Genomic DNA, 13,477 nt, shown 5'->3' with positions numbered 1-13,477 from the left:
GAGAGGGGCTTTTCAATTATAGCTTTCTAACGGATGCAGGCACATCCCTTCCTTCGTGCGTCATAGGCCTTAGCCAGCCCTCCTGTGGAGGTCTCACGATACAGGCTGGGCAGATCATGCCCGGTCTGCATCATGACCTGTACGACTTCATCGAACGGAATGCGATGGGTGCCGTCCGAAAGTATGGCCATTTGAGCGCGAGCAAGCGCACGACTTGAGGCGCAGGCGTTTCGCTCGATACAGGGAATCTGCACCAACCCGTCCACAGGATCGCAGGTCAGGCCCAGGTGATGTTCCAGTCCCATTTCAGCAGCATACTCGATCTGACGAACCGATCCACCCATGAGCTGGGTAGCGGCGGCTGAGGCCATGGCACAGGCTGAACCGACCTCTCCTTGACAGCCCACTTCAGCACCGGAGATGGAACCATTCTGCTTGATGACATTGCCGAACAGTGCGGCAGTAGCCAATGCCCACAGGATATCGTTCTCACTCACACCCTGCGAATGGCGCAGGTAGTGCAAGACGGAGGGAACGATGCCACATGCGCCGCAGGTAGGCGCGGTGACAATAGTTCCTCCAGCAGCATTTTCTTCGGACACGGCTAACGCATAGGCGGTGACAAGCCCGGTCTGCTGCATGTCGGCACCCGAGAGTTTGGTCTTGGTGTAGTAACTCCACGCCTGACGCTTGAGACCAATGCTACCGGGCAAAACGCCCTGCGTGTTCAGCCCACGCTCTACGGCGGCTTCCATGACTGCCCATACTTCCCTGAGAAAATCCCAGATTTCCGGACCTTCACACTGTTCTACATACTCCCAATAGGTGATTCCCCTATCCTCGCACATCTCCAGTATAGAGAGCAGGTTGGGCATGTCGTAGACTTCGACCGACGCACGCTCACCCTCATCCTCATAGCGGATTGCCCCGCCACCAACGGAATACACACGAGCCACATCCATGGTCTGTCCGTCAGTGGACAAGGCCTCGAACTGCATTCCGTTGGGGTGGCCAGGCAGCTCTTCTTCGGGCTTCCAGACGATGGAGGTACGCTCGTCTCCCAACACGGAAAGAATAGCCTGATCCGTGAGGTGCCCTTTTCCCGTAGCAGCCAATGATCCGTAAAGGGTAACACGGAACGTTTCGGTTTCCTTGTTGCGATCAAGGAACTCCTCTGCCGCTTTTTTGGGGCCCATGGTGTGGGAAGAGGAAGGCCCCACACCGATGCGATACAGTTCTTTAATGCTTTCCATTTCAACCTCCGACTACTTCATGAGCAGATTGACAAGACCAAGAGAGATCTCGGGGATGTAAGTGGTAAGAAGCAATGTGGGCAGCCATGCAAAGAGAATCAGGTACATGGTCGGCTTGAGCATCTCAGTAACCTGCGCTCCCGATATACGGCCCGACAGATACAGAAGCGGAGCCGTGGGAGGCGTAACGTTACCCATGCCGAGGTTAACGCCCATGATCGCGGCAAAGTGGACGGGGTCCACGCCGAGTTGGGTGACCAATGGTAGCAAAATCGGGGTACCAAGCAGGATACCGGAGACGTCATCCATAAGCATGCCCATAATCACGAGGAACACGTTAATCATCAGCATAATGACCATCTTGTTGTCCGAGATGGACGTCAGCACGTTCATGATCTGCTCGGGCAGGTTCTCCATGATGTAGAGACGGGAGAGGATCATAACCGCGAACATCATTGCCATGATGACACCGGTGGTGGTGGCGGATTCAATGAGAGTCTGCATGAGATTCTTCATCTTGAGGCCGCGGTAGAAGAACATGGCGACCGGAATGGCGTAGAGAACGGCAACGGCTGCGGCTTCGGTGGGGGTCATGATACCGCCATAGATACCGCCCAGAATGATGACTGGCATCATCAGAGCCGGAGAAGCTTTAGCGGATTTGACCGCAAACACCTTACTGGTGGTGACCAGATCCTCGCTAGGACGCACTTCAATGTCCTTATTGTTACGCAAGAGTACCAGGTTCACTACACTCAGTAGAACGGTGACGATCAGACCCGGGACAAACGCAGCCAGGAAGCAGGCCAGGACGGATTGGTTGCCCATCCATGCATAGAGAATCATCAGCATGGAAGGCGGAATCAGAATTCCAAGCACGCCGGCGTTGGCCAACAGTGCAGCGACATGGCCAACCGGATAACCAGCTTTCTTGAGCTTGGGCATCATGATGGAACCGATGCAGGACACAGTTGCAGAGGAAGACCCCGAAACAGCGCCAAAAATGGCACAGGTAACAACAGTAACGATACCAAGACCGCCACGAACACGCCCGGCGATGGTGTCTACGACATCCACGAGGCGGTCACCGATGCCGCCTTTGTCCATGACGCCACCGGCCATGATAAACAGCGGAATGGTAAGAAGTACAATGGAGTTCATTTTGGCGAAGCCGTAGGGCAACAGGAACCCCGGATCGTATCCGCCGGTAAAAATAAGGAATGCGGCCGATGTGAAAAAGGCGAACGGAATGGGAACGCCAATGAACAGCGTGACCACAAGAAGAAGTATTGCGATGGTAATAATCATTTTTCTAAATCCTTCTGGTGGCTTTTATTCGCCAGCTCGGCACATTTTAATGTGGGTCATGAAGTCCTGAATCAGGTAGACCACATGATACAAAGACATGAGCACGAAACCGAGGCCAATGGCCGTATGAGGGATAAGCATGGGAAGCCTGAATACCGGAGACTTAGGCATCATCTGGATCCCCCACCCCACAAACAGACAGGCCCAGTAGGTGACCAGCAGACAAATGGCGACAGTAACGACATCCTTGACCAATTGGGCGATGCGACACCATTTGGCGTTGGTGACGTAGCAGGTAAGAATGTCAGCGGAGATCTGACTTTTTTCGCGACTACCCTGAGCGGCTCCCATGAAGTAGAGCCAAAAAGCCAGCATCTGGATGAGTTCTTCGGAACCGTAAAAGTCAGAGCCGAAAACGTAACGGGCAATAACCGTGTAGCAAATCATGCCAACGATAAGGATGCTGGTAGCGGCCATGACCGTTTTTTGAAACTTGCCGAGCACGTTCCACAGCGGCAGCCTCGGTGCGAATTCAATAGGTTGCATGAAAAGACCCCCCTCTTGGGAATATCTGGAAAAAATATGTGGAATGGGATGGTTGGCGACGTGGCGGTTGTTATTTGGAGAGGCCCGCCACGTCGCCATTGATGACTGTTAACCAGTCTTAGAGGACTTAGTAGGACGCCTTGATGCCGTTCAGCAGTTCAGGAGTCAGGTTCTTTTCAAGGCGGGGCCAGGCGTTGTCGCGGACGTACTTGGCACAATCTTCGAGTTCCTGGGTGGTGAGCATGGTGACCTTGATACCGGCTTCTTCGAGCTTCTTGCGGTACATCTGATCTTCGCTCTCTGCCATCAGGAAGGACTGCTGACCTTCGTCCACGAATGCGGACTCAACAACCTTGCGGTCAGCCTCGGAGATGGATTCGAACTTCTTCTTGTTCATGACGTACTGGGTGGACTCAAAGTTCACGTTGTACTGGTAGTAGTATTTGATAACGTCACGGAAACCGAGGTAGTTCAGGTTCGGCGGACCACCGATCCAACCCTTTACCACGCCGGTCTGCAGGGCGGAGTAAGTGTCAGCGTAAGGCAGGGAGGAGGTGCGGAAACCAAGTTCTTCAGCACCGAACTTGAAGACGTCCAGACCGGGCACGCGGAGCATGATGCCCTTCTCAACACCGGCCTTGGCAACGTTTTCCAGCGGGACAACGGAACCGGCGCCGATGAAACCTTCACCGAAGTAGGAGAAGAACTTCACGCCCAGTTTGTCATGCATGGCTGCCATTTCAGTGGGCAGGAAGGCATCGGAGGCAAAGACTTCGCGGATCTGATCGTAGTCGCGAGCGATGTAAGGCAGGAAGCCTGCACCGAGACGGGCGTCGAACTGATCGGGAACGGTGATGTGTGCGGCGTCGATGGAGCCACGGATGACTTCTTCGTAGATCTGAGAAGCGTCACCAAGCTGGTTTGCAGGATAGATCTTCACCTGAACGCGGCCTTCGGTTTCTTTCTCGATACGAGCCTTGACGCGCTCAGCGGCCTTGTGAGCCATGTGCTCAATGGGATGCTGGGTTGCCAGTTTAATGGTCACAGTTTCATTCTTGGCAGTCTTTCCGCCATCGTCGTTACAGGCAGTCAGTGCGAACATGGCGCACAGTGCCAGGATAAGTGCGAAAATCTTTTTCATGATACTTTACTCACTCTAAAATATTTGAATCGAACCTAGTCCCTGAATCCTCCGGGACACCCTCAATAAACCGATCAACAAACTTGCGCCTGTTACTGTGCCTTTACCAAGTTCGATGCCAAAACATAAAAATACCAAGATATAAGTAAGTTAAGTGCAAATAGCGTATATTTTGAGTACTCCAAATAAACACAGCGGCCATCATTCATGTTCACAAAAGCGGGACACCTTGTTCCGAAAAACGGTACAATCCCGAAAAAGAGAACACACGGTCGTTCAGCAAAAGGGGAGAAAGCGAGGAGCGGAGAAAAGAAGAATTATTTACTGATATTATGCTCTTTCATCAGCACATATAACCGTGTTCGCGAAAGCCCGGAGAGCCTGCAAGCATCTTTGATGCTTCCTTGAGTCTGCGCCAGTAGCCGCTTCAGGTACCGGACTTCGACCTCAGCCAGACACTCCTTGCGATAGCTCTTGAAGGGAGGAACTTCCCCTTCCAGCAATGCATCACAGAAATCCTGCGCACCGGGAACCGAGGGGACAAACTCATCCACCACGCCTCCGCCTTCATGACCGCTCAAACTACGACGAACGGCCTTGGCCCTAATATCTACCGGCAGATGCTCGGGATACAGCACCGCCTCTGCCATAGCCCGCATGATCGTGCGCTCCAGGGTTTGCACCAATTCACGAATATTGCCCGGCCAGTCATAGTTGGTCAGAGCACTCACAAAGTCCTCGGACATTTCCTTGGAGGGTGTGTCGTACTTGATGCAAAGCCGATCCAGATGAAAACGACTGATGAGAGAAATATCTTCGGCACGCTCACGCAGAGGCGGCATCTGAATAGCGCAGGCCTTTATACGATAATAGAGATCACTACGGAACAAGCCGTCGGCACACATCTGCTCAAGATCGCGATTGGTTGCAGCAACCAATCTGAAATCACTTGCGATTTCCTTAGTACTGCCCACAGGACGATACCGCTTTTCCTGCAACACGCGTAAAAATGTAGCTTGAATGGACAGAGGCAGTTCGCCCACCTCATCCAAAAAGAGAGTGCCGCCGTCGGCCTGTCCCACCAATCCGGTTCGAGTAGCACTGGCTCCAGTGAACGATCCCTTGACGTGACCAAACAATTCACCTTCAGCCAAGCTCTCCGGCAGGGATGCGCAGTCAAGCACCACGAAACTTTTTGCCGCGCGATTGCTGTTGGCATGAATGGTACGAGCTATGACTTCCTTGCCGGTGCCGGTTTCCCCGGTGATAAGTACACCCGCGTCACCAGAGGCAGCGATGGCGATATTCTCCAATACGGGTTGGATCGCCGGGCTTTCGCCCACAAGGTCATCCCGCCTGATTGCGACAAGAGCGGGTTTGCGCCCCTTTTCCCGAAACTTAAGCGCTCGGTCCATGGAGAACATGATCTGCTTTAGGGTACTGGTCTTCTCAATGTAATCCCACGCCCCATTCTGAATGGCCAACTCGGCCCCGTCCGGGTCGCCCAACCCTGTAATAATAATTACATCAGGCCTGGAGGCAGCCTTACGGATATCGGGAAGAACGTCGATTCCGCTGCCGTCGGGCAGTCGCACATCAAGAAAGACCAAATCCACAGCAGCCGAGGCCAGCACGCCCATACCATCGGCAATAGAGCCCGCCGCATGGACTGTATGTCCCGCATCTTCCGCTAGTTGCGAAATAATGGTGCTGATATCCGGATCGTCATCCAGAACAAGTATCGTCGACATGCTTCCTCCCGCGGCGTCTTGTATGCGCCCTGCAAGCGGCGCCCTTATGGCCTTTTATACTAAAATTGTCGAGCTAGGTACATCGCCAACTGCTGTTTGAATCAATAATACAAACTAATACAGTTATTTCTGTTCGATTTGCAAAATCACACATGGCGCTCTATTAGAACCTCCAGCTTCCATGCGGGTGTTAAAGATGGCAGACTTCCTGCAATATCTCATGGACTCAATTCCCAGCCAAGGTTAAGCCGGATACAAACCATGATAAACATATTTACCAAAGAGCCCAAACACCTCCTAATAACCGCTGTCGCCACAATCCTCTTGGTGCTGACCGCCGCGTGGTACTTCTATGCGCCCCGTACAGACCTGAAGTTGACGTCCGAGGAGAAGGCATGGCTGGCCCAGCACAGAGTAATCCGTCTGGGCGCGACTCCTTCCACACGCCCCTTGGAGTATTTCGGTGAGAAGGCCGAATACATGGGCATGGTGGCTGATTACATGGCCCTGCTCGAAGACCGCCTTGGCATCCGGTTCGAAGTCCAGGAATCCACCAACCTGAAAAAGCTCCTCAAGATGGCTGAGGATAGAAAGTTGGATGTCATTGCCTCATTCCGGGCCAACCCCGCAGACATTGACTACATGCTCTTTTCCCGTCCCTACCTGGAAATGCCCACTGTCATTCTGGTCAATAAGAACCAGAAGGAGTTCCTGCGGTTGGAAGATATGTCAGACATGGATCTGGCTCTGCCCAAAAGCTATGCTGTCATTGACTATGTGCGAAAATATTACCCCAAAATCCATATTCAACCAGTCTACAACTATCTGGCAGCCCTGTTACATGTTTCCTTTGACGAGATTGATGCAACCATCATCTCTCTTCCGCAGGCCAGTTATTTCATCGAAGAAAAAGGCATCACCAACCTACGCGTTGCCGGACACACCAACTATAAAATATACAGCCGCATCGCTTCCCGCTCAGACTGGCCCATTCTCAACTCCATCCTGCAGAAAGGAGTGGATTCCATTACGGAGAATGAGCACAACGCAATCTACCGCAAATGGGTGACCCTTGATCAACATTACATTTCCTTCCTCCTCCACAACAAACAATTCTGGGGTTATCTAGGCGGCGGAATTTTACTGATAATCCTGTTCATTATCTCCATCATATACTGGAATCGCACCCTACACCGTCGCGTCAACGAACGTACTTTGGAACTCAGACAAGAGCTGGAAGCCCGTATGCGCCTGCTGGCGGCCATTGAACAGGCACAGGACGGCATCTTCATCCTCGATACCCAAGGCATGGTGGAGTACATCAACCCCTCGTTCGCCAAAATGACCGGCTATGTACTGGATGAACTCAAGGGACGGCACATTGAGATCATTCGAAGCGATAAGCACAGCCCGGAATTTTTCCATGAGATATGGGAAACACTGACCCGCGGAGACGTATGGGAAGGACACACTATATACAGCCGCAAGGACAACACCCTTTTTGAGGTGGACCTGATTGTTTCCCCGCTCCATAACTCGGCGGGTGAGCTCACAGGATACGTGGAAGTGGCACGTGACGTGACCGAACGAAACCAAATGGAAAAGCAGTTACGCCAAAGCCAGAAGCTGGAGGAGCTTGGCACGCTAGCTGGTGGCATCGCCCATGATTTCAATAATATTATTGGCGCGATACAAGGATACGCTGAACTCGCCCTACCCTCGGTTGAGTTGGAAAGCCGAGCTCACGTTAATCTGAAAAACATCTTGAATGCGGCCTCCCGCGCCAAAGAGATGGTGCATCAAATTCTGATATTCTCCCGCAGGAAGGAGCCGGAAAAACGTCTCATTTCCCTGCCCCCGCTTATGCGTGAAGTCGTTAATTTCCTGAAGACGTCCCTACCGTCCACCATCGACGTTCGTCTGACCCTCGGTACTGAGGAAGCATCTGTAATGGGAGATCCCACCCAAATACATCAGGTCATTACCAACCTTGGCACCAACGCAGCGTACGCCATGCAAGACGAAGGCGGAACGCTTAGTATCACGCTAGACCGCATGACTATGGAACAGGACGGTCTGACAGTCAGCTCTAATCTGAAGGCGGGAACATATCTTCGCCTGCGCGTGATCGACACAGGTAACGGCATCCCCGAAGACGTCATGAGCCGTATATTCGACCCATTCTTCACAACTAAGCCACAAGGCAAGGGCACAGGTATGGGATTATCCATGGTCCACGGTATAGTGGGTAGTCTGAACGGAGAGATAACCGTTACCAGCTCAGACAAAGGCACCACCTTCACGATTCTTCTCCCCGAAGCTCTAGGCAAACCGCAAGTCCAAACCGTGACGGCTTCCAAAATGATCACCGGACAAGGCCGCATTCTATTGGTGGACGATGAAATAGATATGGTTCAAGTAGGCGAACAGATGCTCAACAATCTAGGCTACACAGTCACTGGCGTCAGCGACAGTCTGGATGCGGTAGATATCTTCCGTCGCGCGCCGCAGGATTTTGACCTTATCATCACAGACCAAACCATGCCCCACCTTACAGGAGATCGACTTGCAAAGGCTGTACACGTCATGCGCCCGGACCTTCCCATCATCCTGTGCACTGGATTCTCGGCTTCATTAAAGAATATCAAAAAAGGTGAACACGGCATCCGAGACATCCTGATGAAACCTTTCTCTATGGCAGAGCTCTCCGAGGCAGTTGCGAAATCTCTGAAAGATGAAACCGACCAAAGCTAGATACTATAGCTATCGAAACCACAATCGAAAATGATGTAGCAAGGAAGATAGGATTGGGAGTCGCACAATTCCAGACAATCTCCACGCGCACCAGGATCGCACCCAATCAACGGAATGAACAAAGGCAGAGGTCTACTTATAGTAGAGAGCTCTGCCTCTAGGCCGTACCGCCTTTTGCCCCAAAAAAGCGCCGTTATTTTTTCCACGGCACTTGTCCTTGGACAAAGGAAAAAGGGCTTACAACATTCGTTGTAAGCCCTTTTCTATGGCGGAGAAGGGGGGATTTGAACCCCCGAATGAGTTTCCCCATTACACGCTTAGCAGGCGTGCGCCTTCAGCCAGCTCGGCCACTTCTCCGTATATAGTCGGGGTCGGAATTCCCTCACCCGTCGAGAGAGAATGGCCTACCCTTTTCACCTGATTCTTGTCAATAAGTAAGGCAGCTATTTATTCTTTTTTTCTTCAGCTTCGGCCTCTTTCCTACGGCGACTCTTAAGAGCTTTGTACTTGGTTTCGTGACGGCGTGTCTTTGCACCACCAATACGTTCACGACCAGGGCCGCGTTTACCAATACCAGAGATACCACGACTCTTCTGCCACTCCTTTTTATCATGACTGGATCGGAAGACGACGCTCACAGGCGCAGAATTGATGCCAAGCAATTTCCGGAACTGATTCTCCAGATAACGAGCATAAGACTGCTTTACAATCGTATGGTCGTTACAGAAAAAGACGAACGTAGGAATTTCCTCGTCTGCTTGGGTAACGTAAAAGAATTTTGGCCTACGACGCTTAACCACGGGCGGTTGCTGTCGCTCAAGGACAGCAGCCATTGCACGATTCAACTGTCCGGTGCCAACACGAATTTCACATTCCTTACGCATGGCCTCAGCCATAGGAAGCAACTTGCCAATGCCGAGCCCTTTCTTAGCAGAAGTCATGACAATAGGGACATGCGGAATGATGCGCAATTCGCGACGGAAGGCTTCCAGGGCTTGAGTGGTTTCCTTTCTAGGCACCAAATCAGCCTTGTTCACCACCACAATGAAGGGAGTCTTTTCTTTGGCCAGAAATTCAATAAGACGTTTGTCCTGTCGGCCTACTCCAAGAGTAATGTCGATGGTCAGAATAGTAACATCAGATCGCTTGGAGTTTTTCAGGGCACGAATGACACTGATCTTTTCCAGATGATCCTGAATATTGGCCCGTTTACGAACTCCTGCGGTATCAACGAAAGTATACCGTTTGTTACCCTTCTCAAAGGTCACATCAATGGAATCGCGTGTTGTTCCAGCAACATCAGAAACAATAAGACGATCCTTTCCGATAATGGAATTGATGATGGAGGACTTACCTGCATTAGGACGACCGAGCATGGTTAGCTTAAGGCCGCGTTCGATACCGTCGTCTTCCTCCTCGGGCAGATTCAACTCTTCCACGAAATTCTTCACCGAAGCGCGAACGTCATGCAAGTTATAGCCATGAGCAGCTGAGACAGGCAGCAATTCCATACCCAGTTCATGGAACTCGGCAGTCATTTCGGCGGCGTACTCATCACCATCCACCTTGTTGACCAGCATCATGACGGGCTTATCGCTCCTGCGAACGTACTCGGCAGCCTGACGATCAAGCGGCGTCAAACCTTCTTTACCGTCGACAACAAAGATGATGGCATTCGCCTCTTCGATGGCCTCGCGGGCCTGCTCGAAGATTTCATCTTCAAAGTCCTTGCTCAGTTCAGGAGTGGCTTCTGACTCCAGCACCATGCCGCCGGTATCGACGAGGTCAAACCGCACGTCGCCCATCTGGCATTCACCATAAATACGATCGCGCGTCACACCTGGCATATCGTGGGTAATAGACCGCGACTTCCTGAGCAGACGGTTGAACAGGGTAGATTTACCCACATTGGGACGGCCCACAAGGGCAACGATAGGCAGCATAGTTTTGTCTCCAGAAAATTGTATGACCGAAAGAAAAGTCAGAAGCGGATTCCGCTTAACGGCGTTATCATGTGACTTCGCCTCCGGCGTGCAAGGGAAGTGTCCTCTTGCATCCCCATTCAGCACCTTCTGTACGGGGCGATGTAGAGCAAAATGCGTTACAAAAGTAGAATACGTAAAATCCCGCACTTCCGAACAAGGAAGCGCGGGATTACCTTACCTTGAATTAAATGTCGAGTCCAACCCTACCACTTTTTGAGGGCTTGGGCATCCTCGCATCCATTTGGATATTTCTCGAACAGTTCCTTGATGGACTCGGAGTACGGCGGGCGCAAGATGCCGCGCTCGGTAATGATACCAGCGATCAGCTCATTAGGAGTCGGATCAAAGGCGAGGTTGTAGACCTCAACGCCTTCGGGCGGGATGCGGTGGTCACCGATGTGTGTGACTTCCTTAGGATCACGATCCTCGATGGGAACATCGTCACCAGTAGGAGTCTCGGTATCGATGGTGTACTGCGGTGCGGCCACGTAGAATGGAACACCAAAACGCTCAGCCAACACGGCCACACCAAAGGTACCGATTTTATTTACTGCATCACCATTAGCAGTAATACGGTCTGCGCCAACCACGACCTTGTCCACCAGACCGCGCTTCATGAGCAATGCACAGGCATTGTCACAAGCAACTTTAACCGGAATGCCATCCTTATGCAGTTCGTACGCAGTCAAACGTGCGCCCTGCAGGAAGGGACGCGTTTCATTGGCAATGACGGAAACCTTCTTCTTACCGAAGTCAATGGCTCCGCGAACAACCCCCAGGGCAGTGCCGTAACCGGCAGTAGCCAAAGCACCAGCATTACAGTGGGTCATGATGGTATCGCCATCCTCAATGACCTCGTTGCCATAGTAACCAATGGCCTCGCACATGGTGATGTCGTCCACATGAATCTGCTTGGCGCGTTCCAGCCAAGTATTCAGCAGTTCTTCCAAAGAAACGTCACCTGCTTCCTTCCAAATACGACGCATTTCGCGCACAGCCCATCGCAGATTGACTGCGGTAGGACGGGCATCGTGAATCTGGTCCAGCTTCTTTTCGAGATTATCTTTCCAATCGCCGTCCATGCCCTGCACTTCACGGCCGGCGAGATAACAGCCGTACGCAGCAGTTACGCCAATAGCGGGAGCTCCTCGCACCACCATGACAACCAGTGCGAAACAAATGTCATCAGTGGTCTTGCACTCAAACCAATCTTCACGATTGGGGAGGTAGCGCTGGTCGAGAAGAATCAGAGCATCTTTCTCAGCAGAATACTGAATATGTTCGGTCATTGGAATTCCTTATGATTATGAGAGTTTTTCCTGGATCAGCTTGGTAACAATACCGGGGTTGGCCTGACCTTTTGAAAGGCGCATAACCTGCCCCATGAAGAAACCCATGAGCTTGGTCTTGCCGCCCTTAAAGGCTTCCACTTCGCTGGGGTTGTCAGCCAAAACCTGATCAACCATGGCTTCCAGCTCTCCGGTGTCGGACATCTGAACGAGCCCCTTGGCCTTTACGTACTCAGCGGGTTCATCCCCTGATTCACAAAGATCGCGGAAAATATCCTTACCAATCTTCACGGAGATAGTACCGTCGTCTACCAACTTAAGCAGCGAAGCCAGTTTCTCGGGAGACAGCTTGCAATCGCATGCTTGAGATTCAGTGTCATTACAGAATGGCAACAACTCTCCCACAACCCAGTTGGTAACCTTTTTAGCTTCTCCGCCGTAAGCTTTGACTGCGGCTTCATAGTAATCAGAGACAGCCAGTTCTCCAGTCAACAACTCTGCGTCGTAATCGGCCATAGCGAACTCATCCATAAAACGGGTACGCTTGGCGCTTGGCAGTTCGGGCAATTCGGAACGCCACTTCTCAATCCATCCTTCTTCAAGGACAAGAGGAACAAGGTCTGGGTCCGGGAAATAGCGGTAGTCGTGCGCCTCTTCTTTTCCGCGCATGGAGTGCGTGGTGCCCTTATCGGCATTGAAAAGACGTGTCTCCTGTACAATTTTCTCACCATCTTCCACCAGATCAATCTGGCGCTCTACTTCATATTCGATGGCTTTAAGAATATTCTTAAAGGAGTTGAGATTCTTGAGCTCGGTACGAGTACCAAACTCTTCCTGTCCCCAAGGACGAATAGAGATATTGGCGTCGCAACGGAAGCTACCCTCTTCGAGGTTGCCATCACAAATACCAAGGTAGAGCAATGTAGAACGAAGCTCCTTAAGGTAGGCAACGGCTTCTTCTGCAGAACGGATGTCCGGCTCGGACACGATTTCGATGAGGGGGGTACCAGTGCGGTTCAAGTCCACAAAGCTGGCATTATCAGCAGCGGAGTGAATATTCTTGCCCGCATCTTCTTCCATATGAATTCGGGTAAGCCCAATGCGCTTCTTCTCGCCATCAACCTCAATGTCTACATAACCATGCTCGCAAATCGGAAGCTCGAATTGAGAAATCTGATAACCCTTGGGCAAATCCGGGTAAAAATAATTTTTACGCGCAAAGACAGACTTGAGGTTTACCACACAATTAGTGGCCAACCCCATCTTGGAGGCATACTCTGCTACTTTCTCGTTAAGTACAGGCAGTACACCGGGCATGCCGGAACAAACCGGGCATACGTTCTCATTTGGCTCGTTTCCGAACTGGGTGGAACAGGAGCAAAAAATCTTGGTCTTGGTCTTGAGCTGGGCGTGAACCTCTAGCCCGATAACGGTTTCGTACCGTGACATG

The 13,477-nt window shown here is 51.7% G+C and carries 9 protein-coding genes and 1 tRNA gene; 1 reads left to right on the top strand and 9 read right to left on the bottom strand.

Features of this window, described 5'->3' with window-relative positions; translation table 11 throughout:
• Positions 1-26: 26 nt before the first annotated feature.
• The 5 genes from HFN16_RS13635 to HFN16_RS13615 form a co-directional block, all read right to left on the bottom strand.
• On the bottom strand, positions 27-1,253 hold the full coding sequence (locus HFN16_RS13635; protein WP_168891279.1) for an L-serine ammonia-lyase: 1,227 nt from the start codon (positions 1,251-1,253) through the stop codon (positions 27-29).
• A 12-nt stretch (positions 1,254-1,265) separates the two neighbouring features.
• Positions 1,266-2,561 (bottom strand): TRAP transporter large permease, encoded by a 1,296-nt coding sequence (locus HFN16_RS13630; protein WP_210772197.1) that lies wholly within the window; start codon positions 2,559-2,561, stop codon positions 1,266-1,268.
• 24 nt (positions 2,562-2,585) lie between these two features.
• Complete coding sequence (locus HFN16_RS13625; protein WP_168891278.1) at positions 2,586-3,107, bottom strand: TRAP transporter small permease; 522 nt, start codon at positions 3,105-3,107, stop codon at positions 2,586-2,588.
• 127 nt (positions 3,108-3,234) lie between these two features.
• Entirely contained in the window at positions 3,235-4,248 is a 1,014-nt protein-coding gene (gene dctP, locus HFN16_RS13620; protein WP_168891277.1) for a TRAP transporter substrate-binding protein DctP, read from the bottom strand.
• Positions 4,249-4,565: 317 nt separating this feature from the next.
• Complete coding sequence (locus HFN16_RS13615; RefSeq protein ID WP_168891276.1) at positions 4,566-5,999, bottom strand: sigma-54 dependent transcriptional regulator; 1,434 nt, start codon at positions 5,997-5,999, stop codon at positions 4,566-4,568.
• A gap of 261 nt (positions 6,000-6,260) precedes the next feature.
• Here HFN16_RS13615 and HFN16_RS13610 point away from each other — a divergent pair, with 261 nt between their 5' ends.
• Entirely contained in the window at positions 6,261-8,753 is a 2,493-nt protein-coding gene (locus HFN16_RS13610; RefSeq protein ID WP_168891275.1) for a transporter substrate-binding domain-containing protein, read from the top strand.
• A 266-nt stretch (positions 8,754-9,019) separates the two neighbouring features.
• Here HFN16_RS13610 and HFN16_RS13605 read toward each other — a convergent pair.
• From HFN16_RS13605 to gatB, 4 genes are all read right to left on the bottom strand, one after another.
• Positions 9,020-9,110 (bottom strand) — tRNA-Ser (locus tag HFN16_RS13605).
• Positions 9,111-9,196: 86 nt separating this feature from the next.
• A complete protein-coding gene (gene der / locus HFN16_RS13600; RefSeq protein WP_168891274.1) occupies positions 9,197-10,696 on the bottom strand; it encodes a ribosome biogenesis GTPase Der in 1,500 nt (499 codons plus the stop codon).
• Positions 10,697-10,941: 245 nt separating this feature from the next.
• Positions 10,942-12,027 (bottom strand): S-methyl-5-thioribose-1-phosphate isomerase, encoded by a 1,086-nt coding sequence (mtnA, locus tag HFN16_RS13595; protein ID WP_168891273.1) that lies wholly within the window; start codon positions 12,025-12,027, stop codon positions 10,942-10,944.
• 15 nt (positions 12,028-12,042) lie between these two features.
• Positions 12,043-13,476, bottom strand: coding sequence for an Asp-tRNA(Asn)/Glu-tRNA(Gln) amidotransferase subunit GatB (gatB, locus tag HFN16_RS13590; RefSeq protein ID WP_168891272.1), 1,434 nt, complete (start codon positions 13,474-13,476; stop codon positions 12,043-12,045).
• Position 13,477: the final 1 nt, after the last annotated feature.

It is taken from the genome of Pseudodesulfovibrio sp. zrk46 (genome assembly GCF_012516435.1).
Taxonomy (GTDB): domain Bacteria; phylum Desulfobacterota; class Desulfovibrionia; order Desulfovibrionales; family Desulfovibrionaceae; genus Pseudodesulfovibrio.
The sequence above is the reverse complement of the archived record's forward strand: the minus strand, read 5'-3'. Positions and strand labels throughout refer to the sequence as shown.

Excerpts from the sequence above, each read along its gene's own strand:
- HFN16_RS13615 (WP_168891276.1), bottom strand. The coding sequence starts at position 5,999 with ATGTCGACGATACTTGTTCTGGATGACGATCCGGATATCAGCACCATT.
- gatB (WP_168891272.1), bottom strand. The coding sequence starts at position 13,476 with ATGTCACGGTACGAAACCGTTATCGGGCTAGAGGTTCACGCCCAGCTC.
- HFN16_RS13635 (WP_168891279.1), bottom strand. The coding sequence starts at position 1,253 with ATGGAAAGCATTAAAGAACTGTATCGCATCGGTGTGGGGCCTTCCTCT.
- HFN16_RS13610 (WP_168891275.1), top strand. The coding sequence starts at position 6,261 with ATGATAAACATATTTACCAAAGAGCCCAAACACCTCCTAATAACCGCT.
- mtnA (WP_168891273.1), bottom strand. The coding sequence starts at position 12,027 with ATGACCGAACATATTCAGTATTCTGCTGAGAAAGATGCTCTGATTCTT.
- dctP (WP_168891277.1), bottom strand. The coding sequence starts at position 4,248 with ATGAAAAAGATTTTCGCACTTATCCTGGCACTGTGCGCCATGTTCGCA.
- der (WP_168891274.1), bottom strand. The coding sequence starts at position 10,696 with ATGCTGCCTATCGTTGCCCTTGTGGGCCGTCCCAATGTGGGTAAATCT.
- HFN16_RS13630 (WP_210772197.1), bottom strand. The coding sequence starts at position 2,561 with ATGATTATTACCATCGCAATACTTCTTCTTGTGGTCACGCTGTTCATT.
- HFN16_RS13625 (WP_168891278.1), bottom strand. The coding sequence starts at position 3,107 with ATGCAACCTATTGAATTCGCACCGAGGCTGCCGCTGTGGAACGTGCTC.